General features: G+C 30.7%; 25 protein-coding genes. 15 read left to right on the plus strand and 10 right to left on the minus strand.

Going from position 1 to position 26,381, the window contains the following annotated elements; genetic code table 11:
• Positions 1-18: 18 nt before the first annotated feature.
• The 3 genes from LACAL_RS07345 to LACAL_RS07355 are packed head-to-tail and all read left to right on the plus strand — an operon-like array spanning position 19 to position 1,843.
• Complete coding sequence (locus LACAL_RS07345) at positions 19-660, plus strand: O-methyltransferase (RefSeq protein WP_013870088.1); 642 nt, start codon at positions 19-21, stop codon at positions 658-660.
• Positions 661-666: 6 nt separating this feature from the next.
• Complete coding sequence (locus tag LACAL_RS07350; RefSeq protein ID WP_013870089.1) at positions 667-1,446, plus strand: HipA family kinase; 780 nt, start codon at positions 667-669, stop codon at positions 1,444-1,446.
• Positions 1,436-1,843 (plus strand): DUF3037 domain-containing protein, encoded by a 408-nt coding sequence (locus LACAL_RS07355; RefSeq protein WP_013870090.1) that lies wholly within the window; start codon positions 1,436-1,438, stop codon positions 1,841-1,843. The genes LACAL_RS07350 and LACAL_RS07355 overlap by 11 nt, the downstream gene beginning before the upstream one ends.
• Here the strand turns inward: LACAL_RS07355 and LACAL_RS07360 are convergent.
• Positions 1,840-2,883: an NAD(P)/FAD-dependent oxidoreductase gene (locus tag LACAL_RS07360; protein ID WP_013870091.1), complete on the minus strand. Its 1,044-nt coding sequence runs from the start codon at positions 2,881-2,883 to the stop codon at positions 1,840-1,842. The genes LACAL_RS07355 and LACAL_RS07360 overlap by 4 nt on opposite strands.
• Before the next feature lie 155 nt (positions 2,884-3,038).
• Between LACAL_RS07360 and LACAL_RS07365 the strand changes: the two genes are divergently transcribed.
• On the plus strand, positions 3,039-3,821 hold the full coding sequence (locus tag LACAL_RS07365; protein WP_013870092.1) for a CPBP family intramembrane glutamic endopeptidase: 783 nt from the start codon (positions 3,039-3,041) through the stop codon (positions 3,819-3,821).
• A gap of 60 nt (positions 3,822-3,881) precedes the next feature.
• On the opposite strand, the gene LACAL_RS07370 is transcribed toward LACAL_RS07365, so the two are convergent.
• The 6 genes from LACAL_RS07370 to LACAL_RS07395 form a co-directional block, all read right to left on the minus strand.
• Complete coding sequence (locus LACAL_RS07370; RefSeq protein ID WP_013870093.1) at positions 3,882-5,393, minus strand: S8 family serine peptidase; 1,512 nt, start codon at positions 5,391-5,393, stop codon at positions 3,882-3,884.
• Between the two features lie 100 nt (positions 5,394-5,493).
• Entirely contained in the window at positions 5,494-5,781 is a 288-nt protein-coding gene (locus LACAL_RS07375) for a twin-arginine translocase TatA/TatE family subunit (RefSeq protein WP_013870094.1), read from the minus strand.
• A 73-nt stretch (positions 5,782-5,854) separates the two neighbouring features.
• Positions 5,855-6,382 carry an inorganic diphosphatase gene (locus LACAL_RS07380; protein WP_013870095.1) on the minus strand — a complete coding sequence of 176 codons (528 nt, stop codon included), beginning with the start codon at positions 6,380-6,382 and terminating at the stop codon, positions 5,855-5,857.
• 140 nt (positions 6,383-6,522) lie between these two features.
• Positions 6,523-7,116 carry a porin family protein gene (locus LACAL_RS07385; protein WP_013870096.1) on the minus strand — a complete coding sequence of 198 codons (594 nt, stop codon included), beginning with the start codon at positions 7,114-7,116 and terminating at the stop codon, positions 6,523-6,525.
• An 18-nt stretch (positions 7,117-7,134) separates the two neighbouring features.
• Positions 7,135-7,905, minus strand: a complete 771-nt coding sequence (locus LACAL_RS07390) for a hypothetical protein (protein ID WP_013870097.1) — start codon at positions 7,903-7,905, stop codon at positions 7,135-7,137.
• Between the two features lie 110 nt (positions 7,906-8,015).
• The gene (locus LACAL_RS07395; protein ID WP_013870098.1) at positions 8,016-9,074 is read right to left on the minus strand and encodes a hypothetical protein; all 1,059 of its coding nucleotides are present in this window, start codon (positions 9,072-9,074) and stop codon (positions 8,016-8,018) included.
• A gap of 296 nt (positions 9,075-9,370) precedes the next feature.
• Between LACAL_RS07395 and LACAL_RS07400 the strand changes: the two genes are divergently transcribed.
• From LACAL_RS07400 to LACAL_RS07410, 3 genes are read left to right on the plus strand one after another with little or no spacing between them, the layout of a single operon-like run.
• Positions 9,371-9,883 (plus strand): RNA polymerase sigma factor, encoded by a 513-nt coding sequence (locus LACAL_RS07400; RefSeq protein WP_013870100.1) that lies wholly within the window; start codon positions 9,371-9,373, stop codon positions 9,881-9,883.
• 53 nt (positions 9,884-9,936) lie between these two features.
• Complete coding sequence (locus tag LACAL_RS07405; RefSeq protein WP_013870101.1) at positions 9,937-10,842, plus strand: FecR family protein; 906 nt, start codon at positions 9,937-9,939, stop codon at positions 10,840-10,842.
• Positions 10,832-13,369 carry a TonB-dependent siderophore receptor gene (locus LACAL_RS07410; protein WP_013870102.1) on the plus strand — a complete coding sequence of 846 codons (2,538 nt, stop codon included), beginning with the start codon at positions 10,832-10,834 and terminating at the stop codon, positions 13,367-13,369. Before LACAL_RS07405 ends, LACAL_RS07410 begins: the two co-directional genes overlap by 11 nt.
• A gap of 1 nt (position 13,370) precedes the next feature.
• On the opposite strand, the gene LACAL_RS07415 is transcribed toward LACAL_RS07410, so the two are convergent.
• Together LACAL_RS07415 and LACAL_RS07420 are read right to left on the minus strand one after the other, a co-directional pair.
• A complete protein-coding gene (locus tag LACAL_RS07415; RefSeq protein WP_013870103.1) occupies positions 13,371-15,890 on the minus strand; it encodes a DUF5686 and carboxypeptidase-like regulatory domain-containing protein in 2,520 nt (839 codons plus the stop codon).
• A gap of 74 nt (positions 15,891-15,964) precedes the next feature.
• Positions 15,965-16,942 carry a pyruvate dehydrogenase complex E1 component subunit beta gene (locus tag LACAL_RS07420; RefSeq protein WP_013870104.1) on the minus strand — a complete coding sequence of 326 codons (978 nt, stop codon included), beginning with the start codon at positions 16,940-16,942 and terminating at the stop codon, positions 15,965-15,967.
• A 210-nt stretch (positions 16,943-17,152) separates the two neighbouring features.
• Here LACAL_RS07420 and LACAL_RS07425 point away from each other — a divergent pair, with 210 nt between their 5' ends.
• The 5 genes from LACAL_RS07425 (at position 17,153) to LACAL_RS07445 (ending at position 22,486) form a co-directional block, all read left to right on the plus strand.
• A complete protein-coding gene (locus tag LACAL_RS07425; RefSeq protein WP_041301799.1) occupies positions 17,153-17,899 on the plus strand; it encodes an electron transfer flavoprotein subunit beta/FixA family protein in 747 nt (248 codons plus the stop codon).
• A gap of 103 nt (positions 17,900-18,002) precedes the next feature.
• Complete coding sequence (locus LACAL_RS07430) at positions 18,003-18,965, plus strand: electron transfer flavoprotein subunit alpha/FixB family protein (RefSeq protein WP_013870106.1); 963 nt, start codon at positions 18,003-18,005, stop codon at positions 18,963-18,965.
• 81 nt (positions 18,966-19,046) lie between these two features.
• Positions 19,047-19,670, plus strand: a complete 624-nt coding sequence (locus LACAL_RS07435; RefSeq protein WP_013870107.1) for a bifunctional nuclease family protein — start codon at positions 19,047-19,049, stop codon at positions 19,668-19,670.
• A 3-nt stretch (positions 19,671-19,673) separates the two neighbouring features.
• Positions 19,674-21,434 carry a nucleoside transporter C-terminal domain-containing protein gene (locus LACAL_RS07440; RefSeq protein ID WP_013870108.1) on the plus strand — a complete coding sequence of 587 codons (1,761 nt, stop codon included), beginning with the start codon at positions 19,674-19,676 and terminating at the stop codon, positions 21,432-21,434.
• Between the two features lie 227 nt (positions 21,435-21,661).
• Positions 21,662-22,486: a thymidylate synthase gene (locus LACAL_RS07445; RefSeq protein ID WP_013870109.1), complete on the plus strand. Its 825-nt coding sequence runs from the start codon at positions 21,662-21,664 to the stop codon at positions 22,484-22,486.
• A 40-nt stretch (positions 22,487-22,526) separates the two neighbouring features.
• Here LACAL_RS07445 and LACAL_RS07450 read toward each other — a convergent pair whose 3' ends face one another.
• Positions 22,527-22,823 carry an isoamylase early set domain-containing protein gene (locus LACAL_RS07450; protein WP_013870110.1) on the minus strand — a complete coding sequence of 99 codons (297 nt, stop codon included), beginning with the start codon at positions 22,821-22,823 and terminating at the stop codon, positions 22,527-22,529.
• A 260-nt stretch (positions 22,824-23,083) separates the two neighbouring features.
• Here LACAL_RS07450 and LACAL_RS07455 point away from each other — a divergent pair, with 260 nt between their 5' ends.
• From LACAL_RS07455 to LACAL_RS07465, 3 genes are read left to right on the plus strand one after another with little or no spacing between them, the layout of a single operon-like run.
• Positions 23,084-23,986, plus strand: coding sequence for a dihydrofolate reductase (locus LACAL_RS07455; protein WP_013870111.1), 903 nt, complete (start codon positions 23,084-23,086; stop codon positions 23,984-23,986).
• 14 nt (positions 23,987-24,000) lie between these two features.
• Positions 24,001-24,750 carry a class I SAM-dependent methyltransferase gene (locus LACAL_RS07460; RefSeq protein ID WP_013870112.1) on the plus strand — a complete coding sequence of 250 codons (750 nt, stop codon included), beginning with the start codon at positions 24,001-24,003 and terminating at the stop codon, positions 24,748-24,750.
• A 26-nt stretch (positions 24,751-24,776) separates the two neighbouring features.
• Positions 24,777-26,333, plus strand: coding sequence for an NAD(P)/FAD-dependent oxidoreductase (locus tag LACAL_RS07465; protein ID WP_013870113.1), 1,557 nt, complete (start codon positions 24,777-24,779; stop codon positions 26,331-26,333).
• The last annotated feature ends 48 nt before the right edge of the window (positions 26,334-26,381 follow it).

The following is a 26,381-nucleotide window of genomic DNA, read 5'->3' on the forward strand; positions in this document are numbered from 1 at the left end:
AATTTTGGAAATAATAAAATGCATTTTATACCAGAAAAATTAGACGATTATGTAGTAGCACATTCTCAAAATGAGCCAGAGCTATTACAACAATTAACACGCGAAACTTTTCAAAAAATATTACAACCACGCATGTCTAGTGGTCCGTACCAAGGTCGTGTGTTAAGTATGATTTCAAAATTAATACAACCAGAAAATATTTTAGAAATAGGTACATTCACAGGATATTCAACATTATGTCTGGCTGAAGGTTTAAAACCTAATGGTAGTATAGACACCATAGATATTAATGAAGAACTTTTTGATTTTCAGCGTAATTTTTTTGATAAATCTACTTATGGAAACCAAATAAATCAACATTTAGGTAATGCTTTAGAAGTAATACCAGAATTAAATAAAACCTTCGATTTAGTTTTTATTGACGCAGACAAGGATAATTATATAAACTATTTTAATTTAATAGTAGATAAATTAAAACCGGGAGCAATTATATTATCAGACAATGTATTATGGAGCGGTAAGGTTATAGAAAAACTAGACCCAAAAGATAAAATGACAAAAGCAGTGTTAGATTATAATGCACTTTTAAAAACCGATGCTAGAGTAGAAACAGTTGTATTACCTATTCGAGACGGATTAACAATAAGCCGAAAGCTATAGAATTAAATGAGCACACTAGAAATTAGAACTGTAGATGTCGTTAAGTATGTAACGCCGTTGCGTGAAGGTGGATCGCTACCAGCTATTGTAAAGGGTAGTGATGACTTTTTGTATGTGCTTAAGTTTAGAGGTGCAGGACAAGGCACAAAAGCATTAGTTGCAGAGTTTATTGGTGGAGAATTAGCTCGAGCTATTGGTTTAAAAGTACCAGAATTGGTGTTTATGAACTTAGACGACTCGTTTAGTAAAACCGAACCAGATGAAGAAATTCAAGATTTATTAAAGTTTAGTGTAGGTTTAAACTTAGGTTTACATTACTTAAGTGGTTCTATAACATACGATCCATTAGCATCTGTAGCAGACGCTCTAACAGCTTCTAAAGTAGTGCTGCTAGATAGTATTATAAGTAATATTGACAGAACAGCAAAAAACCCAAACATATTAAACTGGAATAAAGAACTTTGGGTAATAGATAATGGTGCCAGTTTTTATTTTCATCATAATTGGGATACTTGGAGAAATCACCTAACAAGAACATTTCCATTAATAAAAGATCATGTATTGTTAGATCGCGCTCAACATTTAAAGGAAGCAGCTAGTGAAATAGTTAAAACCTTAGATTTTAAAACAATTGAGAGAATAATTAATAAAATTCCTGAAGATTGGTTAGAAAATGAAGGCGATACAATGTCTCCTAACGAAATTAAATTAGCTTATATAGAATATTTAGAAGCTAAATTGTCAATGATTGATTTATTAGTAAAAGAAGCTGAAGATGCAAGATAAAGTTACTTTTGAATACGCTATAATACGCTTGGTGCCTAGAGTAGAACGTGAAGAGTTTTTTAATATAGGAGTGATTTTATTCTCGAAAAGAAAAAAATTTTTGAGCGTAAAATATAATATTAACGAAGCCAAACTAGCTGCTTTTTCTTGTGATTTGCAGTTAGAAGATTTAAATAATTATTTAAAATCTTGGGACTTAATTTGCAAAGGTGATAAATCTAGCGGTAAAATAGGTGCGTTTGAATTAGCCGATAGGTTTAGGTGGTTAGCTGCATCAAGAAGTACTGTAATACAAAGCTCTAAAACACATTCTGGCTTAACAAATAACCCACAAAAAGAATTAGAAGCTATTTTTAGGCAATATGTTTTATGTGATAATAAAGAGAAGTTATTTTAATTTTTATTACGTATTACATTTGCAAGGTAGCTGGCATCTTTTGATACACCACCTAAAGTCGCAGATCCTCGTGTAAACATCCATGGTAAGCCAATAAAATAAAGACCATCTATATTGCTAACACCACGATAGTTTTTTGGGTAGCTGTCTGCATCTAATTCTAAACCATTAATCCATTTAAAATTAGGGCGATAACCGGTTGACCAAATCACGTTTTTTATAGTTGAAACCTTGGTAGATTCAAAAATAATTTCTTGATTTAAAGCATCTTTAGTTCTTCCTACAGAAATTACATTTTCTCTAGATAAAATTTCTTTTACATCTGTACCAATAACTGGTTGAGTAGAAGAGTTTATTTTTTTTCCAATCCAACTATACTTATTATAACTTAAAAAACCAATTTTAGTAAACCACCACCATAAGGTTTTACCTAAAAACTGTTGAGGTAAAGATTTTACTTTTGTATCTCCAGAAAAATAAACAGTTCTTGCTTTGTCTTTAGATATTTCATTTAATATTTGGTATCCAGAATCTCCACCACCAACAACTAAGGCATCACCATCTTGCAATTGTTTAACATTTTTATAGTAGTTACTATGCATTTGTAAAACACTTTTGTCAATTTTTGTATGGCAAGGTGGCGTATATGGTATATGAAAAGGTCCAGTGGCAACAATAACATTGTTAGCAATCAATTGTTCGTTATTGTATGAGATTTCAAAACCTTTTTCGGTTTTATTTATTTTAGTTACAAGAGTATTTAACTGTACAGGAATATTAAAAGTGTCTACGTATTTTTTAAAATAATTAGCAACTTCAACCTTAGAAGGATAATGACCTTTTGGAGCGTTAAATGGTAAACCAGGTAAATGATTGTATTCTGTTGGTGTAAATAATTTTAAAGAATCCCATCTGTTTAGCCAAGAGGCACCAATTTCAGATTCGCCATCAAGAACTATAAACTTTTTATTCATTTTTTTTAAATGATAAGCTATAGCTAATCCTGCTTGTGCACCACCAATAATCACATAATCAATCATTAAATCCTTGTTTTTTATCTTTTGCAAAAGTAGAAACAATTTATTGATTAGCGTAAGTTTCTTAATGTTAGATTTTTATTTATACAGTAAAGCAACCATTATAAATTTTATTACGTCTATAATAATATAATAACCAACGTAATATATTTATTTTAATGAAATCTAAACTTAAATTTTGGAGCCAGTTTTTTCTATTTGTTTTAATTCTTTTAATATTATTATTTACAAGAGCATTTTTTTGGCATCAGTTAATAAGACTTAAAATTGATTCCTACAATTATCATACATTAATAAGTATTATTACCAATTTAATTTTAATTATAGTTTCATATTTATTTATAAAACGAAACAACCTTTTTGTCATTGCAGGTTTAAAACAAGTGAAATTAAAACGTGCTTATTTACTATTATTTCCTGTACTTTATTTGTGTGCTCTTAATGGTATTTTTATGGATGATTTAAATGCTAATATTTCATTTACTAATATCTTAATTTTTTCACTTTATGTTATTACAATTGGTTTTGCCGAAGAATTAAGTATTAGAGGTTTTTTACAATCTCATTTTATAAACCATTTAGGAAACTCTAAAAAAGGCGTTATAATTTCGGTTTTTTTAGCCTCACTTTTTTTTGGGTTAATACATATTATTAATTTTGATAAAGGTATTTATGGAGAGCTGTCCCAAATAGGATTTGCAACATTTATTGGTGTTATGTTTGGGTTTTTATTGATTGTAACAAAAAGAATCTACCCGTTAGTTATTATTCATGCAATAATTGATTTTGTAGGAGATCTTGATGAAGTAGGTGCAAAAATTACTACAAAAATTGTTGAACCAGTTTCTTTGGAGAATAGTATTTTTATTACGCTTCTTACGCTACCATGTTTACTTTATGGTTTGTTTTTAATGAAAAAGTATATTTTAAAAGCAGAGTAAAATAATTTATAAAAAAAAAGCCTCCTTAATAAGGAAGCTTTAATTTTTTTAAAAGATATTTTATTGCACAGCTTGTAGTGCATTAATATTACCATAACCAAAACTTGAATTTTTGTTAGGGTAAAATTCTGATGATTGTTTTAATTTATTTAAAACTTGAGCTCTGCTCCAGCTTGGGTGTCTAGACCAAACTAATGCAGCAATACCTGCTGTTGTTGCTGTTGCTACAGAAGAGCCACCAGTATAACGTCTTTGGTTATTATAAAAACCTAAAACTGGAGGTGCTTTACTTGTGTTATTGTCACCTTCCATAATAATTGTAAAATCAATTTTGCTACCACTATGGCAAGTGTCACAACGTTCGTAATTAGACCCATCGTTTACACCAGTAACAGCTACAGTTTCACTCATTGTAGCAGGAAAAATTACACCATAACCATTTGTAAAACTAGTAGAAGTACCACCAGCTGCAAATATTAATTTACCTTTACTATAAGCATATTTTACAGCATCTTTAATATTACCAATAGACCAAACATAACCAATAGACATAGAGATTATTTTAACATCGCTTCTGTTAGCTAATTCTGTTAATGCTTTAGATACACCTTTACGTTCATGATAATCGTTTAGTAATACATCTTCAGTAGCTCTATAGGCTACTAAATTTGAATTATAGGCAACACCTACAGGCATGCCATTATCGTTTCTTGGTGCAGCCATTGTAGAAGCCATTGCTGTACCGTGACCACATTTATCATGTGGTCCATCATAATTACTTGACCACCACCAATTAGAGTCTATAAACGTACCGTATTTTTGTACAAATCTTGAGTTTGATGAGTAACCATCTTTAAAGCCATTACCATTTAATAAAGATTGTGATTGTGATACTCCAGTATCTATTAAGCCTATAGTAATGCCAGAACCTGTACTATAATTCCATGCTTGTGGTATATTATGCTCATTAAAATGCCAGCTTACCTGCGCATTATTAGGTGCAATTGTAGAGTAGTGTGCGCTATTAATAGATTCACCATCTTTACTACAGCCAGAACTAGAACGCATAGCATTGTTGGCTCCATAGTGGTTGTAACCATTTGGTTCTAGATAACGAATACCATTTGTTTTTCTTAAACGGATAATAGATTCTAGGTTTTCAATTTTTACATCGATAACATTAATAATTTCATGTTCTACAACAGTTTCTTTACTGCGAGTGTAGTTTTCTGTAGCTTCAATAGTTTTTAGAATATTTTCTTTTTTATCAAGTAATTCTTTAGATCTATTTTCGCTGAAATTTTCGTTTTCATTACCGTAGCCTATGGTAAGAATGTTATTTCCGTGTACAACTGCACTCCATAAAAAATGATCGGTTTCATTTTTCCATTCAAATGTTTCGCCATTATTAAGTTGCATCTCAATTCTGGCATTAATTTCATCTATTGTAAGAGGTTTAGATTGGTCAAGAAGTTGTTGTTCTTGTTCTTTAATATCAATTGTGGTGTCTTTAGTACAAGATGAAAAGATTACTAATACTACTAAAAGTAGTTTAATGGGAGTTGTTTTCATATTTAATAATTAAAGGTTAGACCTTCAAGATATTAAATATTTCGTAAAATATATATTACGATATTATGAAAATTTAAAATTAAGATTTTAAAATTGAGAATTACATTTTACGACTTATTGAACCTGTAAAGTCTTCAAGATCGTCCTTTACTTTTTTAAGTTCTTCTTGTACATCTTTTGTTATGCTGGTATCAATACCGTTTTGCTCGGCGCTTTTAGTTATTTCGCCTTTAATATCATTTGATGCATCTTTTAGCATACGCATGCCTTTGCCAAGACCTCTGGCAATTTCGGGTATGTTTTTAGCACCAAATATCATGACTACTGCAAGAATAATTAAAATTGCTTCTTGACCGCCAATAAATAAGAATGTTGTAAGTTTTATCACGGTGCAAATATAATAATAAAAAAGCCTTTCAAAAATACTTTGAAAGGCTTTTAACTATTTTAATATAATAAGATTATATTGTAAAGTTACCATTGGTTTTATGTTCGCTATTTTCGTAGCGCTCAACGCATTTATTAAGAATCTCGTAAGCTTCTTTTGCATCTCCCCAACCACCAACATCTACTTTTTTCTTTTCTAAATCTTTATAAACCTGGAAAAAGTGTGTAATTTCTTTAATACGGTGAGGATTTAAATCATCAATATCATTGTAGCTATTCCAAATAGGATCTGTAACAGGAACACAAATTAATTTCTCGTCAGGACCTTTTTCGTCTGCCATATGAAAAACACCAATTGGTTTAACTTCTACAACGCACATAGGAAAAGTAGGTTCTGTACCCATTACTAATACATCTAATGGATCTCCATCTAATGCTAATGTTTCTGGTATAAAACCGTAATCTCCTGGATACATCATTGATGAAAATAACATACGATCGAAACGAATTTTATTTAATTCGAAATCGTATTCATACTTGTTTCTACTACCTTTTGGTATTTCTATTAAAACATCAAATGTTAATTTTCCTTCTGGACTCATGAAATATTATTTGTTTATTCCCGAAAATGGGATGCTAATTATTGTTTTTAAACGAAAAACTAAGGTTTTTCGGGCAGCAAAAATACATATTCATTTGAGTTTTAACAAGTATTATATAAAATCTTATTATTAAGTTTAATTTAAAAGTCGAAACCTAATGTAAACTGCCAAACTCTGTTTTTAGGTTTTCCTTCGTCGTAAATATCACCAAGTCCTAAATGGTAGCGAACACCAAGGCTTACACCAGAGTTAGTTTTTATACCTGCTCCAAAGTTTACACCATAGTCAAATTTGTTAGGTTCAAATTCTTCTTCATTATCGAACAGGTTAAATTCGCTATCAAATTCTTCTTTGTGAGAAATAGCTAAACCAGCTTGTGGACCTGCTTCTAAATAAAAATTTTGTGTTGGATAAATTTTTAATAGTAATGGTACATTTATATAATTTACTTTTTGAGTGAAAGTAGAATTATCATTTTTAATTTCGTAGCCTTGTTGAGAATACTGTACTTCTAATTGTATTGCAACAGCATTATTAACAAATGATTCGCCATAAAAACCAATAATAAAGCCACTGCGTTGTCCTGTTTCTCCATCGCCATCGAAGCTTACAGAGGCAAGGTTATAGCCACCTTTAATACCTGCGTGAGATTTGTTTTTAATTTCTTGGTCTTGCGCATTTAATGTTATCGCTGTTATTAATATAAGTGCGAATGATAAGATTTGTTTTTTCATTTTTATTATTATTAAATTTTATTTTCCTCCGTTTGCCTGCAAGTCTGCAATACATTGAGCATCGAGTTGTGGTACTTGTTCTCCAGAAACCATATCCATTACACCATTAGCTGTTTCGGTTTTCCAGAACATAAGGCAGTTGGTTTCGTTACAATGTTTTGGGTGGTCTTCATCTTCATGATTTGATTGTAATGGCGCACCTAAATTTGTTAAGCCAAATATGTGTCCAATTTCATGAAGTGTTACTGTTGTTTCTAATATACTTCTATTTGGTTCAAAGGTTTCATCGCTTAAACCGTGTATGCTTTCTTCATATATAACAAAGGATGTATTTCTATAAGCGGTACCTAAAACAGAACTGTTTTGAGAGTTACTAGCAGATAGTCCGTCGATATATAACGCCCAAACTGCCAGCTGATTTTCTGTGTTAAAAATGGTTCTGTTATTGTCTTCAATAGTTCTAATTTCGTTAGTAGTATATGGTGATAAACCTGGAGAGGCAATGCTTCTTTTTTGTACCGTTATACCATTAGGTTTATAGGTTCTTTCTTCAAAAAAAGAAACTAAATTATCTATAGTTTGTTGTGTAGGTTCAAAACCTTCTACATATACTAGTTCTATAATTAGACTAGTAAATTGCTCATCTGAAAGTAGGTCGTTAGATGAGGTGCCAACTGTTTGCAGGTGATATTCTACAGTGTTTTTGGTAACATTATTTTCGTCGTCTTTAGAACATGAAAAACTAATAAGAGATAATAAAATAATAAATAAATAGGTTTGCTTTTTCATATATAAATATACTTTTATAAAAGCTGCTATTTAAGTTTTAAATAGCAGCTTTATTTAACAATCATCTTATTACCTACGATAAATTTGGGTTAATAGGTTTTGTTTAGGGATTAAATTTGTTCTAAAACTAAGGTTACGGCTGCATTAGTTGTACTTTGTAAAGATATAGTTGTATTGTTAAAACTTGTTACTTCCCAGTTTTGGTTAAGTAAACTAAAGCTAGCATTACTTGTAAAATTTAAGTTTAAAAACACTTGAGTTTGTGAAGTTACTTGGTATGTGCCTTGTATATCTTGAACGGTTGTGTTAACTGTGTTTTCTGCTACTAGAGATAAATCGTTAGCAAAATCAATTGTATACTCTACATAATCGTTTGCGGTATCTATTCCAGAGTTAATAAAAGTTTCTACTTGAAAAATACCATCTACTAATATTTCTTCTAAGTTTTCGGCATTTTCTTCTGCTTCTTCAATAGAATCTTCTTCATCAATACAGTCTTCTACGCTTGATTGTAAATCTGCATCACTAGATATTGTAATACTACTTCCTCCAGCACCAGTAACAGTAATTGGGTAGTTTACAGAAAATAACTCGTCTTCACCAAAATTATTAATGTAGTTAAAAAGTTGTTCCTCGCTTTCTATAACAACACTTCCTGTTTGGTCTAAATTTAAATTATAGGTTAAAATAGTAATAGGGAAATTTATATCTACACAAGTTAGTGCGTTTTGAGCTGTAGCTTCTGCTTCTTCACACGCATCTATAATAGCATCGTATTCAGCTTGGTTTGTTACTACTACTTCGGTGTAATTACTTAAAGCAATAGTAAACGGAAACTGTAATACAACTGTATCGTCGTCTGTATTAAATTCTCCAAGAATATTTAGTACTTGCTGGTAATCTGCTTGGCTAATTATAGTAATTTCGGTATTGTTTACTGTAGCAGTTACAGGTAATAAAATAGAAGAGCATGAAACGCCATCTAAAAAATCATCAAAAGAACCATCATACATCGATGAGCGTTCTAAATTGTTTGCTGTTTGAGAATTTGCTGCGTTTGTATTAGTGTTTGGGTTTTCGCCTGTTTCATTATCTATTTCATCTTGACAAGATGTTAAGGTTAATAAAGCGGTTAAAAATACTGTTGTAATTAGTTTTAAATTTTTCATTGTTTTTAGTTTAAATTTTTCTTTTTTCTTTTTAGCGATTTTCGCCCATCTATAAGTAAGACAATTGTAAATTTATTTACCCTACTTTTAATTTATTTGATTTATTAAAATAATAGCATAGCCTAATAAAAAGACTAATATAAATGCTAAAATAATTTCTATGGCTTCTATAATTTTAATTGGTATCATCGTCAATGGTTTTAATGTTATAATAGTTAGACAATGAGAAATTGTTTTACCCTACTTTTAAGATCACTTTTTTTTTAACTAACTTGTTTTTACTTTATTTGCAAGAGATGAAGGAACAAAAAAAACTTTGCGAAGAAACTTACTTTAATAGCTTTTATTTAAAGCATGTCCAGCATGCAAGTAACTTTGCGTATTATAAATGTGGAGATAAGGATAATGCGTTAGATCTTGTACAAGATGCTTTTTCTAAAATCTGGGAGAATTGTTCTAAAATTGATTTTAGTAAAGCTAAAAGCTATTTATTTACTACAGTTAATAATCTTTTTCTAAATAAAATAAAACATGAAAAGGTTGTTATGGAATATGCAAAAGCAGCGCCTTATATAGATGTTAATAATGAAAGCCCAGAATATATTTTAGAAGAAGAACAGTTTAAAAAAAAATTACAGCACGCCATTGCCTTGTTAACAGATAAACAGCGAGAAGTTTTTTTATTAAACAGAATTGAAGGAAAAAAATATAGAGAAATAGCCGAAATACTAGGTGTTTCTCAAAAAGCTGTAGAAAAACGAATGTCTCTAGCATTAACTGTTCTTAGAGAAAAAATAGAAATTTTATAAAAAAAGTAGGGTAAATATAAAATTAACTGTCTTAGAGGTGAAGCACTTATAAAATGAAAGATGAAAATAAAATACTAAAATGGTTAAATAATGAGCTTTCTCATGAAGAAATTGACGATTTAAAAAAATCAGGAAATTTTAAAGATTTAGAGAAAATAGCACATTACTCAACACAACTAGAAGCTCCAAAAGTAGATGCAGAAGCTGCATTACATGCTTTTCGATTAAAGCAAAAGCAAAAACCAAAAGTTCGCACTTTAAACTTTAGACCTTATTTAAAATATGCTGCTATTTTAGTTATTATGCTTAGTGTGGCTTTTTTAACTTTTTTTAATAACAATAAAAGTTATAATACTACCATTGCAGAAACCGAAACCATTACATTGCCAGATAACTCTCAAGTAATGCTTAGTGCAGTTTCTAGCCTTAGTTACAATAATAAAAAATGGAAAAACGATAGGGATTTAGAACTTGATGGTGAAGCCTTTTTTAAAGTAAGTAAAGGAAAGAAGTTTACTGTAAAAACAAGCGTTGGAGAGATACAAGTTTTAGGAACCCAATTTAATGTAAAAGAACGCGATAACTATTTTGAAGTACAATGTTACGAAGGTTTGGTAGCAGTTACTTACAATAAAAAAACTGTAAAGTTATCTAAAGGAAAATCGTTTAGAGTAGTAGATAACACAATAGAGTTAGTAGACGATTTTTCAAGTGCACAACCTTCTTGGTTAAGCCAAGAGTCAACCTTCGATAAAGTTCCACTAAAACATGTAATAGCAGATTTAGAGAATTATTACAACATTAAAGTAGAAACAAAAGCAATTGATATCGAACAGCTTTTTACAGGAACTTTCACACACAATAATAAAAATATCGCACTACAAACTATAACAATACCTTTAAAATTAAGTTATAAAATTCAAGGCGATACCGTTACTTTCTATAAATATGAAAATTAAAAACAGGATTGTATTTTTTTTTATTTGTCTAACCACTATTTGTTTTAGCCAGCAAGAAAATCAAGATATTTCATTAGCGAAATTTTTAGAAATAACACAAGAAAAATATAATGTCAAATTCTCTTATGCTTTTGAAGATGTTTCTAATATTACCATAAAAACTCCAAAAAACAATTTAAGTTTAGCAGATACACTAAACTATTTAAATGCTAACACGTTATTAAATTTCAAGACTTTAGATGACCGTTATATTACCGTATCTGTATTAGAAAAAAACATTACTATTTGTGGGTTTATTGTAGACGAAAATAATGAACCGTTAATAGGTGCAACAATAAAAAGAATAAACACAACAAAAGGAGTGATTAGTAATACTAGAGGGAAATTTATATTAGAAAATGTACCTCTAGATGCTTTAATAGAAATATCTTATTTAGGTTTTAATACAATAAATGGTAAAGCAAATACTTTTTTTATAGCTAATAATATTTGTAAAACTATTGTTTTAGCTGAAGCTGAAATTAGCTTAAATCAAGTGTATGTTACAAAGTTTTTAACCACAGGATTACAAAAAAGTTTCGACGGAAGCACAATTTTAAATACTAAAAAATTTGGCATTCTTCCAGGATTAATAGATCCAGATATATTGCAATCTATACAAGCACTTCCAGGTGTAGAAAGTAAAAACGAAAGCATAGCAAACATAAATGTTAGAGGTGGTTCTAACGACGAAAATTTAATGCTTTGGGATGATATTAAAATGTACCACTCAGGACACTTTTTTGGTTTAATTTCTGCTTACAATCCATATTTAACTAATAAAGTCGTAGTAAGTAAAAACGGTACAAGTAGTCAATATAGTGATGGTGTTTCTAGTACTGTAAATATGCTTACCAAAAATAAAATTACAAATACATTTTCTGGTGGAGCAGGAATAAACCTTATTAGTGGTGATGCTTTTTTAGAAATCCCTTTAGCTAAAAATTTAGAGTTACATGTATCTGGAAGACGATCTTTTACAGATGTGTTTTTAACTCCAACGTATAATAATTACTTCGATAAAAGTTTTCAAGACAGTGATTTAAATAATAATGAAACTATTTTTAATGGAGAGTCTAATTCCAATTTTTCATTTTATGATTATAGTGCAAAACTTTTGTTTGATTTAGGTGATAAACATGAATTTAGAAGTAATATTATAATAATTGATAATAATCTTGATTATGCCGAAACAACCATAAATAACCGTGAAACAATAACAAAATCCAGTAATCTAAATCAAAGAAATATTGGATTTGGAGGGCATTGGAAAGCAAATTGGAACAATCGCTTTTCTACCAAATTAATTGGTTATTATTCTAAATACAATGTTGATGCTTCAGATTTACGAGTTGAAACCAATCAATTATTATTTCAGTCTAACGAAGTTTTAGAAACAGGCGTAAAGCTAAATGCTAATTATAAATTAAATTCAAAATTATCACTTTTAGCAGGCTATCAATTTAATGAAACCGGAATATTAAACGAGACTAATGTTTCTATTCCTGCATTTAACCGTACTAAAAAAGATGTATTATTAAATCATGCCTTTTATACAGAAGCAGAATTTAAAAATGCCAACACCTATTTAAGAGCAGGAGCTAGACTTAATTATTTTCAAAAATTTAGTAAACTATTAGTAGAGCCAAGAATTAATATAAAACAAAAAATTTCAAGACAGTTTGCTTTAAACTTAAAAGGAGAATTTAAAAACCAAACTGCAACACAAAAAATAGATTTTCAAGACGATTTTTTAGGTGTGGAAAATAGACGTTGGGTTTTGGCTAATGAAAAAGATATACCTATTACAACTAGTAAACAAGCGTCGTTTGGTATAGATTATAAGCAAAACAATTTAAATATAGAAGCAACCGCTTTTTATAAATTAGTAAATGGTATTACAGCCAGCAATCAAGGGTTTTATAACAACTTTCAGTTTTTAAGTGCAACAGGAGATTACACTGCTAGAGGTGTAGAGTTTTTAATAAATAAATCTTCTAGTAACTATAGCGCGTGGTTGAGTTACACATATAGTATTAATGATTATGATTTTGAAAGTTTTACGCCTTCAGTTTTTCCTAATAATTTAGATATTAGGCATTCTATATCATTAGCTTTTAATTATAATATATTAGAAAATTTAAAAGCATCTCTAGGAGGAGTTTGGCGTTCTGGTGTTCCTTATACAAAACCAGTAGAAGGTAACGAAACAGTACAAGATGGAAATGTAACGTTTGTGAATTATGATTTACCTAATAACGAAACCTTAGATTCGTTTTTTAGGCTTGATGCATCTTTAGCTTATAATTTTAGTTTTTTAAATACTACTAAAGCAACTATAAATTTAGGTGTTAGAAACGTAACTAATCAAAATAATACAATTAGTCGTTATTATGAGGTTGATACAAATAATCAAGAACAAACTATAGAAATTGATAACAAATCGCTAAAGTTAACTCCAAATGTGAGTTTTAGAGTTCAATTTTAAATTAGAAATAAAACCCAAAACTACCTGTTACACCAAATTTTCTAGCATCTGGATTAAAACTTGGATCTAAATAATTACCTCTAAAGTTAAAATCTATTCTAAACACTTTAAAAATATTGCCAACGCCTATACTGTATTCGTAGTAAGCTTCTTTATTTGGAGCAACATAAACAAATGGCGTTCCGTCTGGATTAAACGATGCATTTATATCTCTATTTTCTTGAGAGACATCTCCCATAACACCTCTAAAACCAACAATAGCTCTAAGGTTTAGTTTTTTAAGTAATGGAATTCTAGAAAATAATCTCCCATTAAAATTATGCTCTACGTGTAATGTTGCGTATTCATCGGTTACAAACTCATAAAAATCTAACTGTGAAAAGGTGTTATAAATTGAAAAATATGATTGGTTTCCAGGAACAACACTCATTAAGGCTAATGGTATTTGCCCGTATGTTTTACCAACTTCTATAGACGTAGTTAAGCGACCAAAGCCACCAACTGCTATGGGTTGTATATACGAAAACTGAAGCTTTGTGTAATCAAAATCACTATCAAAAACACCTTTGTCTCCGCGAGTTACTTGAGCGAATAACTGTGCAAAATCACTGTTTTTTACACGACGTTCTACACCAAAACCTGTCATTTCTCGTTTTGGCATATAGCGAACAGAAAAAGCAGATTCATATTGCTTTATTTCTGATGCTGTAGTTGTTTGTGTAGCATCTGTATAATAATCTAAGCTAAAGGTTGGTGAGGCAGACTCTAAGGTTTTGTAAGTACCACTAACTCGTGTTACTAAATTTCTAACAAGTTCTGCTTCAATAGCAATTGTGCTTAGGTTTATATTGGTAAGCTTATCGTTAGTTCCTGTGCCAACTATAGAAGACGAAGCTAAACTTCTTCCTAAAACATCTGTAGATGAGGTTAAACTGGCTCCAATTTGTTCTACATCACGCCTGTTACCACCAGAAATTATAAACCTGTTTTTTTTGTCTAATAACCATTTTCCAGAAATACCGTATTTAAACTTATTGTCTTTAAAACCGTAGGCTGTAAAACCTTCTAACCTCCAAAGGTCATTTTGTCCAAAATAGGTACGACCACCAGCACGTAAACGTAAACCTTCTACTTCGTTAAAACCAAAGGTTGAAAATACGCTACCATAGTCTAGGTTTAGTTCATCAAATTCAATATATCCAGATGCTAATATGCTTCCTATATTATAAAGACGTTTAAATTTTTTGGTTTTCTTTAAAGAGTCTAACATGACGTAAACACCTTTTTCGTCTTTACTAAGCTTTTCCATTCTGTTTTCTTCCCAGAAAGCATCGTCTTGATTGTATAAATCTTCATCAAAACTATAGACTTTTTCTTTGTAAAATTTCGGGTCTTTTTCAATATCAAACTTGTAATTATTATAGAGTGAAGTACGTTTACCATAAATACCTTGGGACTTTTCCTTTTTATTAAAAGCAAAATCCGACATAAAATAATCACGTTTAATTAAAAATACAGAATCATTAAGTACCTCATATTCCTGTTCAATATATATTTCTTTTACCCAGTTTATATTTGCACTTTTAGAGGCTTGCATATTTATATCTTTAATAGCAAAAGTGGTATCTGCAACCCAAAAGTCTCCTTTAAAGGTTAACTCGTTTTTACGTCGTGGGTAATAAATAATATTGTAACACCATTTGTTGTCTATATATGCGCTATCTGCTAGCACATAATTGTACACATTAATACCTGTTCTTGAAATAGGACTTGTAAAGCTTTTATCAAAAAACTTCAAATAGTTATCATAAACATCAAAATCGCTGTATAAGTCGTCAACAAAATCTATGATAATCTGGTTGTTACTAAAACCAGAGTTTTTATTACCTTTTAGTATTTCGCGTTTTTCGTTAATTATATTATCGCCATAAACTTCGCTAGACGATTCGTTAATAAACATTGGTAAATAGGTTTTACCTGTTACGTTAGAGGTGTCTACCTGCTCAAAAACAAACTCCATACCTTTAAACAGTTTGCTTTTCATTGTTGCGCTGTCAATAGTATTTAAATCAAACTCTACTTTTTCGTAGCGATCGTATTGGTATTGGTTGTATTGCTTTAAACCATTACTTCTTTTGTTGGCCCATATTTTTCGTAAAATATCTATTGCTGGATTGTTTTTTTTAGGTTGCTTGCCAGAAACAATAAGTACTTCGTCTAGAGCTGCAACATCTTCTTTTAAAACAATATCAAAATCGTAAGTTACCTTTTGTTTTAAAGGTACAGTTTGCGTGACGTAACTAATAAATGAAAAAACTACAGTGTCGTGATTGCCATCATCTTCTAGATAGTACGTTCCGTTTTCGTCTGTAATAGTTCCAATGCTTGTACCTTGAAAATAGACGTTTGCATAGGCTATAGGTTCATTACTTTCATCGTAAATGTGACCGCTAATTTTTGTTTGAGCTAAAACTGTAACACTAGCTAATAAAAACAAAAAGGATAATATTCTATATTTCATCTATTAGTTTTAAATAAAAAAACTTCATCAACAATCATGCTAATGAAGTTTTTATAAAGGTAATTTTTTTTTAATTACTTGTACATAACTTTTTTAACAGCTTTAATTACAGACTCATGGTTAGGTAACCACTCTTCTAATAAAACTGGAGAATAAGGTGCAGGAGTATCTGCTGTGTTAATTTTTACAACAGGAGCATCTAAATAATCAAAAGCTTCAGACTGTATAATATATGTTAGCTCAGTAGAAACGTTACCAAATGGCCAAGCTTCTTCTAAAACTACTAAACGGTTTGTTTTCTTAACAGATTCTAAAACGGCTTTTTTGTCTAATGGACGTACAGTTCTTAAATCAATTATTTCACAAGAAATACCATCTTTTGCTAATTCATCTGCTGCTTTGTAAGCTTCTTTAATAATCTTTCCAAAAGAAACAATAGTTACATCTGTTCCTTCTCTTTTAATATCGGCAACACCTAATGGTATAGTATATTCTCCTTCTGGTACTTCACCTTTATCACCATACATTTGCTCACTTTCCATAAAAATAACAGGATCGTCGTCACGTATTGCAGATTTTAATAAACCTTTTGCATCGTAAGGGTTAGATGGTACAACAACTTTTAAACCAGGCGTGTTTGCAAACCAACTCTCGAAAGCTTGAGAGTGTGTAGCAGCTAATTGTCCTGCAGAAGCGGTTGGCCCACGAAAAACGATAGGACATTTAAATTGCCCACCAGACATTTGTCTAATTTTTGCAGCGTTGTTAATAATTTGGTCAATTCCTACTAAAGAGAAATTAAATGTCATATATTCTACAATAGGTCTGTTTCCTGTCATGGTAGAACCTATAGCTATACCAGCAAATCCAAGCTCGGCAATTGGTGTGTCTATAACACGTTTAGCACCAAATTCGTCTAACATACCTTTAGATGCTTTGTAAGCACCATTATATTCTGCTACTTCTTCACCCATTAAATAAATGCTCTCATCACGGCGCATTTCTTCGCTCATGGCTTCACAAATAGCTTCTCTAAATTGAATTGTCTTCATAAAATTTGTAAAATTGAATAGCAAAAATAACAATTACTGTAAACTAATACTGAACAATTTATTTAAAATTTATTATGCATGCATAGTATATTTTTGAAATAAATGAATTATCTTCGTATCCTGAAAAAGAGAAGTATTAGATGAATGTCTTACGATAACGTTATAGTTCTAAGCTTCCAAGAAAATAATCAAAAATTTAATAATAAAAATATGAAGATTTTAGTGTGTATTAGTCACGTGCCAGACACAACGTCAAAAATTAATTTTACAGACGGAGATTCTAAATTCGACACAAATGGTGTGCAATTTGTTATCAATCCAAACGATGAGTTTGGTTTAACACGTGCAATGTGGTTTAAAGAAAAGCAAGGAGCAAGTGTAGATGTTGTAAATGTAGGTGGTGCAGAAACAGAACCAACATTACGTAAAGCATTAGCAATTGGCGCAGACAATGCAATTAGAGTAAATGCAGAAGCTAAAGATGGTTTTCAGGTTGCTAAAGAATTAGCTAAAGTAGTACAAGATGGAGGTTACGATTTAGTAATTGCAGGTCGTGAGTCTATAGATTATAATGGAGGTATGGTACCAGGAATGTTATCTGAATTAATAGGAGCAAACTTTGTAACAAACTGTATTAACTTAGAAATAGATGGAACTAACGCTACCGCTACAAGAGAAATAGATGGTGGTAAAGAAACCGTAACAACAGCTTTACCATTAGTTATTGCTGGTCAAAAAGGATTAGTAGAGGAAAGCGATTTACGTATTCCTAATATGAGAGGAATCATGATGGCTAGAAAAAAACCTTTAAATGTTGTAGAAGCTGCTAATGCTGAAACTGAAACAACTTCGGTTAAATTTGAAAAGCCAGCACCAAAAGGAGCTGTAACTTTAGTAGATGCAGATAACTTAGACGAGTTAGTAAACTTACTTCATAACGAAGCAAAGGTGATTTAATAATAAGTTAAATCATTCCGAACTTGTTTCGGAATCTTTTGAAATTAAAGTAAAGATTAACGAGTTCCTGGTATAAAGTCAGGATTTCAAAAAAGAAAAAATTATGTCAGTTTTAGTATATACAGAATCAGAAAACGGAAAATTTAAAAAAACAGCTCTAGAAGTAGCATCTTACGCTAAAGCCGTAGCAGACCAATTAGGAACAACGGTAACAGCAGTAGCAGTAAATGCAGATGACACTAGCGAGTTAGGAAAATATGGAGTAGATAAAGTTTTAAATGTATCAAATTCAGGATTAGATAAATTTAATGCGAAATCTTACGCTTCAGTAATTAAACAAGCAGTAGAAAAAGAAGATGCAAAAGTGGTAGTTGTTAGCCAAACAGCAGATAGTAAATATTTAGCACCAGTTTTAGCAGTAGGTTTAAATGCAGGTTACGCATCTAACGTAGTAGAGGCGCCATCAAACACAGCGCCATTTACAGTAAAACGTACAGCATTTACAAATAAAGCTTTTAATGTAACAGCAATTAATACAGATGTAAAAGTTGTAGGTGTTTCAAATAACGCTTTTGGTTTAGTTGAAAATACAGCAAGTGCAACAGCAGAAGATTTTTCTCCAACAGTTGAAGATTCTGGAGTAACAGTACAATCTGTAGATAAAGCAACAGATAAAGTAACTATTGCAGATGCAGAAATAGTAGTATCTGCAGGACGTGGATTAAAAGGTCCAGAAAATTGGGGAATGGTAGAAGAATTAGCAGAAGTTCTTGGAGCAGCAACAGCTTGTTCTAAGCCAGTTTCAGATTTAGGATGGAGACCACACAGTGAACACGTTGGGCAAACTGGTAAGCCTGTAGCTTCAAACCTATATATTGCAATAGGTATTTCTGGAGCAATACAGCACTTAGCAGGAATCAACGCTTCTAAAGTAAAAGTTGTAGTAAATACAGATCCAGAAGCACCTTTCTTTAAGGCTGCAGATTATGGAGTTGTAGGAGACGCTTTTGAGGTTGTTCCAGCTCTAATTGAAAAATTAAAAGCATTTAAAGCGGCAAACGCTTAATTTTTTATAAATTGTGCTCGTAAAGAAGCGGTTTAAATTCCTATTTACAATTTAAACCGCTTTTTCGATTTTTTTATACTTATGAGTTTAGTTCGACTAAAAATAAAAGGAATATCTTATAGCCAAACGCAAAATGGCGCCTATGCTTTAATTTTAAATGAAGTAGATGGTGAACGTAAATTACCTATAGTTATTGGTGCTTTTGAAGCGCAGTCTATAGCCATTGCACTTGAAAAAGAAATTAGACCACCAAGGCCATTAACTCACGATTTGTTTAAAAATTTTGCAGATAGGTTTGATATTGTTGTAAAACAAGTAATAATACATAAACTTGTTGATGGTGTTTTTTATTCAAGTTTAATTTGTGAAAGAGATAAAATAGAAGAAATAATTGATGCCAGAACAAGTGATGCTATAGCATTAGCTTTACGTTTTCAAGCACCAATTTTTACTTATAAAAATATTTTAGATAAAGCAGGAATTTATCTAAAAGTCGATCCAAGTAAAGACGAAGACGAAATAGAAGAAACCAACGATAATATATTTGTTGAAGATATTGTAAATGAAGAGCTTGAAATAACTTTGTCTCAAGATGATTATCAATCTCATACTTTAAAAGAGTTAAATAGCATGCTCGACGAAGCTGTTGCAAATGAAGATTACGAAAAAGCAGCAAAAATTCGAGACGAGATTTCTAAACGCTAACTTATGATTAAAAATATACTCATAGCTGTTGCAGCTATTTTTTTTGCAACAACTTCTGTGTTTGCTCAAGACCTTGAAAAAACATGGCAAATTCAAAAAATTGAATCTCAAAACAATATTACTGTAGAAGCTAATAAATTATCTTACGATAAGTTAGTTTTAAACAAAGGAGAATTTAAACTACTTACATCTCAAGACAATGTAAGTGATAATGGAGATTATATATACCAAAATAACTTATTGGTATTTTATTATAACGATTCTTTAAACACAACAGTTAGATATAAAATATCTAAACTAACAGACTCTATTTTAGTCTTTAAAGATAAAAATTTAGTTTATAATCTTAAAAGCGAAAAACACACTAAAGAAGCGCTTGTTGCAACCAATGATGTTGTGAAAAACGATATTATACCTAGCCAAGGTTTCTCAATCGGTAGCTTATGGCGAGGCGCTTTAGGTATGGTTTCACTTATATTTATAGCCTTTTTATTTAGTTCTAATAGAAAGAATATTAATTGGAAAACAGTAGGTTTAGGTTTAGCATTGCAATTAGTAATTGCTATAGGTGTATTAAAAATAGGATTTGTAAAAACAGTTTTCGAGTTTATAGGATTAGGCTTTATTAAAATCCTAGGTTTTACACAAGCTGGTAGTGAGTTTCTATTTGGAGGCATGTTAGATGTTACATCTTTCGGATTTATTTTTGCATTTCAAGTATTACCCACTATTATATTCTTTTCGGCATTAACCTCAGTATTATTTTATTTAGGTTTAATTCAAAAATTAGTAAAACTAATGGGATTATTGTTAACTAAAATATTAGGAATTTCTGGAGCCGAAAGTCTAAGTGTTGCAGGTAATATATTTCTAGGTCAAACGGAAGCACCTCTTTTAATTAAGGCTTATTTAGAAAAGATGAATAAATCTGAAATTCTTCTAGTTATGATTGGTGGTATGGCTACTGTAGCAGGAGCAGTATTAGCTGCATATATTGGTTTTTTAGGAGGTGAAGACGAAGCTTTAAAATTATTTTATGCTAAACATTTACTAGCTGCATCTGTAATGGCAGCGCCAGGAGCAATTGTGATTTCAAAAATATTATTTCCTCAAACCGAAGAAATTAATACCAATGTAGAAGTTTCTCAAGAAAAAATAGGCTCTAACATACTAGAAGCTATAGCAAACGGAACAACAGAAGGTTTAAGGTTAGCTGTAAATGTAGGAGCAATGTTATTAGTATTTGTAGCTTTTATAGCTATGATAAATGGTATACTTGGCGGTATTGCAAGTTTTGATGGTATTGTAATAGATGCATTAAATATTAAATGGCAGTTTACATCTTTAAATGAGGTTATTGCAGAAAATACACCATACGATGGTTTATCTCTAGAATTTGTTTTAGGTTATATTTTTGCGCCATTAATGTGGTTAATAGGTGTGGCAAAAGAAGATATGGCACTAATGGGCCAATTATTAGGCATCAAGCTAGCAGCAAGTGAGTTTATTGGCTATATACAATTAGCAGAACTTAAAAATGTAGCAAATGCAACGCATTTAAAATTCGAGAAATCTATAATCATGGCAACTTACATGTTATGTGGTTTTGCAAATTTTGCTTCTATAGGAATACAAATTGGAGGTATTGGATCTTTAGCACCAGGACAGCGTGCTCAACTATCAAGATTTGGAATGAAAGCTTTAATTGGAGGTACAATTGCATCATTAATATCTGCAACTATTGCTGGTATGATAATAGGGTAAACATTCCTGCCTTCGCAGGAATCTCTTAACATAAGAGAAATAAAACATAAATAATAAAAGGCTCTTAATATTTTATTAAGAGCCTTCTTTTTTTTGAATATATTTTTTAATCAAAAATGAAGTTATAAACTCACTTCTAAGTAAATTTGTTTTAGTTATTTTTGTTTAAATTACAACATTATTATTAATAATTAAGAGATTCCTGCGAAGGCAGGAATGTGTGCACTATGAAACAATACCACGAATTAGTAAAACATGTTTTAGAAAACGGAAACGAAAAAGGAGACAGAACGGGAACAGGTACAAAAAGTGTATTTGGTTATCAAATGAGATTCGATTTAAGTGAAGGTTTTCCTATGGTTACTACTAAAAAACTTCATCTAAAATCAATTATATATGAGTTGCTTTGGTTTTTAAAAGGCGATACCAATATTAATTATTTAACAGAGAATGGTGTTAAAATTTGGAATTCTTGGGCAGATGAAAAAGGAGATTTAGGTCCAGTTTATGGTCACCAATGGCGTAATTGGAATAGCGATGAGGTTGACCAAATTACAGAGGTAATAGAAACTCTAAAAAACAATCCAAATAGTCGTAGAATGTTGGTTTCTGCATGGAATCCTTCAGTACTTCCAGATACATCAAAATCGTTTAGTGAAAATGTAGCAAATGGAAAAGCAGCATTGCCTCCATGTCATGCTTTTTTTCAGTTTTATGTGGCAGATGGTAAATTATCTTGCCAGTTGTACCAACGTAGTGCAGATATCTTTTTAGGTGTACCATTTAATATTGCTTCATACGCATTATTTACAATGATGATAGCTCAGGTATGCGGTTATCAAGCAGGTGAATTTATACATACATTTGGCGATGCACATATTTATAATAACCATGTAGAGCAATTAGAGTTGCAAATGACACGGGATTGTAGACCTTTACCAAAAATGAAACTTAATCCAGAAGTAAAAGATATTTTCGAGTTTAAATTTGAAGATTTTACTTTAGAAGATTATAATCCGCATCCACATATTAAAGGAGCAGTTGCTGTATAAAATAAAATTAAAAAAGTTTTCTTAGGAAAACTTTTTTAATTTATACATTTATTACACAATTTTCGTCTGCAGCGTAATCATTCCAGGCAAAAGCATCAGCTTCTTCTTCATTTTTCCATTGTCCATCTACTAAATATCTAAACTCATAAGATTTATCTTTTTCTAAATTAACAGTACCTTTAAAGGTTCCGTTTTTTAATTTTTTTAAAGCAGTTGCTTCAGTATTCCACTCGTTAAAATTTCCTACAACTTTAACTTCGTTTGCATTTTCAGCAGGAACAGTAAAGGTTACTTTGCAAACAGGTTTCGATTTTAAAAATTGTTTTGTAATAGCCATTTTTTTATTGTTTTGTAATTCAAATTTAAATAACAATTTTATGCTAACAAACTGTTTAATAAATATTTAAAACAAAATTGTTGTTTTAGTAAAATACAATATTGTTATTTTATAATTTTATAAAAACCAGTTGCCTTTTTTATTAAATTAACACTCGCTACTGTTGTTAATAGATTGTAAATCAAATCAAAAAGATTTCGTTTAAAATTAAAAAAAGAAATTCATATTAAAACTTTAACTTTACATTCTTAATTAAGATTATGTTTAAAAAAAAGAAACAACAACCTCAAATAGATCCAGACCAGTTAGCATTAATTGAAAATGCACAACGTCGTGTAAAACAAAAAAAGCACTTATATGCTCACTTTGTAATATTCTTAATTGGAGCTGTTTTTTTAATTATAGCAAATGTAGGTTTAGGTATAGGAGAAGAGTTTCAAAAATTTGATCTTCCTTGGTTTGTTTTTGCTATATTAATATGGTTATTTTTCTTCTTATACCATTTATTTAATGTATTTATAACGCATAAGTTTATGGGAAAAGATTGGGAAAAAGCCCAAATAGAAAAACTAGTAGCAAAACAAAAAGCTAAAATTGAAAAGTTAGAAGCAAACTTACCAAAATCTAAAACAGATAGTAATTTAAAATCAAGTTCAACTACGCAGATACCGCATAAAAATCTAACAATGATTGTTGCTGCTGGAGAAAATAATGAAATAGGAAAAGATAACGATTTAATCTGGCACTTAAAAGATGATTTAAAACGTTTTAAATCTTTAACCTCAGGACATCATATTATTATGGGTCGTAAAACTTTTGAAAGTTTCCCTAAACCATTACCAAATAGAACACATGTTGTAATTTCAAGACAAAAAGATTATCAAGTGCCTGTTGGTGTTTTAGTAGTGCATTCTTTAGAAGATGCTATAGACGCGGCAAAAGGAGATACTCAGCCATTTATAATTGGAGGCGGCGAAATTTATAGACAAGCTATGCCTTTAGCGGCTAAAATTGAAATAACAAGAGTACATTCTACTTTTAATGCAGATACTTTTTTTCCGGAGATAGACACCACAGTTTGGAAAGAAACCAATAGTGTTGTTCATCCTCAAGACGAAGACCATAAATATGCATTTTCTTTTATAACTTATGAAAGAAAATAATTTTGAAACCAAAAATGATAGATTTTAAAGCGGATATTCTTGAATTTTCAGATACAAATTATCCAGCATTTACTGAAAACGATTTTCCTTTAGATTGGTCTATGACTCGTAACGAACGTTATGGGTTTCTTTATTTACTTCAAAAAATAAAACCTAAAGTCGCTATAGAAATTGGTACATTTAATGGTGGTAGTTTACAGGTTATTAGTAAATATGCAGATAAAGTTTATGCCATTGACACAGATAAAACTATCGTTGAGCGTTTAGGAAATCAATTTTCAAACGTCGAGTTTTTAATTGGAGATTCTAAAGAAATACTACCTAAACTTATTAAGCAAATTCAAGACAATGGAGAACAGCTAGAGTTTGCTTTAATAGATGGTGATCACAGTACAAAAGGTGTTGCTACAGATATTAAAAACTTAATAAAATACAAACCACAAAGTAACTTTAGTATTGTATTACACGATAGCTTTAATCCTAATTGCCGAAAAGGTATGAAGTTGGTAGATTATAACGCCAATAAACACGTTCATTACGTAGAACTAGATTTTATTTCTGGTGTGTTTGCTCCAGATAATTTAAGGCATGAAATGTGGGGAGGTTTAGCACATATTATCTTGTTGTTAGAAGAAAGAATAGATGAATTGATAATAAACGAAAGTCAAAAAAAACTTTTCAATATCGCTTATTACCGTTCAATACATTTTGTAAAAGATACTTTGTTTTTTTTAAAACCAATAAAACGTTTATTTAAAAAATAGCATTTTATTTTCCATAACTTCGCAGCATGGTAGAAAAACTTCAATTAAGAGTTACTTTAAAAGAAGAGGAATTTCAAGATATTTTGTTGGTAAAAGCAGCAAAGTGGTTAAATATTCCTAAAGAAGAAATTACGAGTATTAAAATACTTCGTAAATCTATAGATGCAAGAAAACCAAAAATAATTTTTAATTATAAAGTTGAAGTTTATATACGTGAAGTTGCGCCAAAAACGTCAGCATATCAATTTGAATATAAAGATGTATCTAAAGCCAAACCAGTTCACATTATTGGTTTTGGTCCAGCAGGTATGTATGCAGCATTACGTTGTATAGAGTTAGGCTTTAAGCCTATTGTTTTAGAGCGTGGTGCAAACGTAAAAGACAGACGTCGCGATTTAAAAGCAATAAACCAAGATCATCATGTAAATGAAGACTCTAATTACTGTTTTGGTGAAGGTGGCGCAGGAACTTATAGTGATGGTAAATTATACACAAGAAGTTTAAAGCGCGGTGATGTAAAACGTATTTTTGAAAACTTAGTTTTTCATGGCGCTACAGACCAAATTTTAGTAGACGCACACCCACATATAGGTACAAATAAACTGCCAAAAGTAGTTCAAAATATTAGAGAAACTATTTTAAATTATGGTGGCGAAGTACATTTTAATACACGAGTTACAGACTTTTCAATAAAAAATAATAAAATTAAAGCCATTCAATTGCAAAATGGAGATGAACTTATTACAGAAAAAGTAATATTAGCAACAGGTCATTCTGCAAGAGATATTTTTAATTTGTTACATAATAAAGATATTGCAATAGAAGCAAAATCTTTTGCAATGGGTGTACGTGCAGAACATCCTCAACATATTATAGACTCTATTCAATACCATTGCGAAGGTCCAAGACCAGAATTATTACCCGCAGCATCCTATAGTTTAGTGCAGCAGGTAAACGGTCGTGGTGTTTATAGTTTTTGTATGTGTCCTGGAGGTTTTATTGTGCCTGCAGCTACAGCAAATGGAGAAGTGGTTGTAAATGGTATGTCACCATCAAGACGAAATAATAAATTTGCAAACTCTGGAATAGTTGTAGAAATTAATGCTGAAAGAGATTTAAAAAAATACGAAAAATTTGGACCATTAAAAGCTTTAGAGTTTCAAAAAGATTTAGAACGCTTAGCTTTTACAGCTGGTGGAAGAAGTCAAGTTGCACCTGCACAACGTATGACGGATTTTGTAGAAGGCATTTTATCTAACACTTTAAATGAAACCTCTTATCAACCCGGTTTAAAAAGCGCACCTTTGCATAGTTTATTTCCAAAATTAATAGGAAGTTCTTTGAGAAAAGGATTTAAAGCATTTGGAGATAAAATGAAAGGGTATTATACAGAAGAAGCTAATATTATTGGAGTAGAATCCAGAACATCATCACCAGTAAGTATACCAAGAACCGATACTTTAGAGCATCCAGAAATAACAAATTTATATCCATGTGGTGAAGGTGGTGGTTATGCTGGCGGAATTATAAGTGCAGCAATGGATGGCGAACGTTGTGCTGAGGCTGCTACAGCTACTTTGTAATATACAGGAAGATAACGCCATACTTTTTAAAGAATTTATTCCTATTTT

This window comes from Lacinutrix sp. 5H-3-7-4, from assembly GCF_000211855.2.
In the GTDB taxonomy this organism is placed as follows: domain Bacteria; phylum Bacteroidota; class Bacteroidia; order Flavobacteriales; family Flavobacteriaceae; genus Lacinutrix.

What these genes read in the sequence shown, in the direction of transcription:
- LACAL_RS07405 (WP_013870101.1), top strand. Translation starts at nt 9,937, where the DNA reads ATGAAAGATGAAAATAAAATACTAAAATGGTTAAATAATGAGCTTTCT.
- LACAL_RS07370 (WP_013870093.1), bottom strand. Translation starts at nt 5,393, where the DNA reads ATGAAAACAACTCCCATTAAACTACTTTTAGTAGTATTAGTAATCTTT.
- LACAL_RS07390 (WP_013870097.1), bottom strand. Translation starts at nt 7,905, where the DNA reads ATGAAAAAGCAAACCTATTTATTTATTATTTTATTATCTCTTATTAGT.
- LACAL_RS07460 (WP_013870112.1), top strand. Translation starts at nt 24,001, where the DNA reads ATGATAGATTTTAAAGCGGATATTCTTGAATTTTCAGATACAAATTAT.
- LACAL_RS07380 (WP_013870095.1), bottom strand. Translation starts at nt 6,382, where the DNA reads ATGAGTCCAGAAGGAAAATTAACATTTGATGTTTTAATAGAAATACCA.
- LACAL_RS07435 (WP_013870107.1), top strand. Translation starts at nt 19,047, where the DNA reads ATGAGTTTAGTTCGACTAAAAATAAAAGGAATATCTTATAGCCAAACG.
- LACAL_RS07450 (WP_013870110.1), bottom strand. Translation starts at nt 22,823, where the DNA reads ATGGCTATTACAAAACAATTTTTAAAATCGAAACCTGTTTGCAAAGTA.
- LACAL_RS07445 (WP_013870109.1), top strand. Translation starts at nt 21,662, where the DNA reads ATGAAACAATACCACGAATTAGTAAAACATGTTTTAGAAAACGGAAAC.
- LACAL_RS07355 (WP_013870090.1), top strand. Translation starts at nt 1,436, where the DNA reads ATGCAAGATAAAGTTACTTTTGAATACGCTATAATACGCTTGGTGCCT.
- LACAL_RS07425 (WP_041301799.1), top strand. Translation starts at nt 17,153, where the DNA reads ATGAAGATTTTAGTGTGTATTAGTCACGTGCCAGACACAACGTCAAAA.
- LACAL_RS07420 (WP_013870104.1), bottom strand. Translation starts at nt 16,942, where the DNA reads ATGAAGACAATTCAATTTAGAGAAGCTATTTGTGAAGCCATGAGCGAA.
- LACAL_RS07465 (WP_013870113.1), top strand. Translation starts at nt 24,777, where the DNA reads ATGGTAGAAAAACTTCAATTAAGAGTTACTTTAAAAGAAGAGGAATTT.
- LACAL_RS07440 (WP_013870108.1), top strand. Translation starts at nt 19,674, where the DNA reads ATGATTAAAAATATACTCATAGCTGTTGCAGCTATTTTTTTTGCAACA.
- LACAL_RS07400 (WP_013870100.1), top strand. Translation starts at nt 9,371, where the DNA reads ATGAAGGAACAAAAAAAACTTTGCGAAGAAACTTACTTTAATAGCTTT.
- LACAL_RS07430 (WP_013870106.1), top strand. Translation starts at nt 18,003, where the DNA reads ATGTCAGTTTTAGTATATACAGAATCAGAAAACGGAAAATTTAAAAAA.
- LACAL_RS07350 (WP_013870089.1), top strand. Translation starts at nt 667, where the DNA reads ATGAGCACACTAGAAATTAGAACTGTAGATGTCGTTAAGTATGTAACG.
- LACAL_RS07345 (WP_013870088.1), top strand. Translation starts at nt 19, where the DNA reads ATGCATTTTATACCAGAAAAATTAGACGATTATGTAGTAGCACATTCT.
- LACAL_RS07415 (WP_013870103.1), bottom strand. Translation starts at nt 15,890, where the DNA reads ATGAAATATAGAATATTATCCTTTTTGTTTTTATTAGCTAGTGTTACA.
- LACAL_RS07410 (WP_013870102.1), top strand. Translation starts at nt 10,832, where the DNA reads ATGAAAATTAAAAACAGGATTGTATTTTTTTTTATTTGTCTAACCACT.
- LACAL_RS07455 (WP_013870111.1), top strand. Translation starts at nt 23,084, where the DNA reads ATGTTTAAAAAAAAGAAACAACAACCTCAAATAGATCCAGACCAGTTA.
- LACAL_RS07395 (WP_013870098.1), bottom strand. Translation starts at nt 9,074, where the DNA reads ATGAAAAATTTAAAACTAATTACAACAGTATTTTTAACCGCTTTATTA.
- LACAL_RS07385 (WP_013870096.1), bottom strand. Translation starts at nt 7,116, where the DNA reads ATGAAAAAACAAATCTTATCATTCGCACTTATATTAATAACAGCGATA.
- LACAL_RS07365 (WP_013870092.1), top strand. Translation starts at nt 3,039, where the DNA reads ATGAAATCTAAACTTAAATTTTGGAGCCAGTTTTTTCTATTTGTTTTA.
- LACAL_RS07360 (WP_013870091.1), bottom strand. Translation starts at nt 2,883, where the DNA reads ATGATTGATTATGTGATTATTGGTGGTGCACAAGCAGGATTAGCTATA.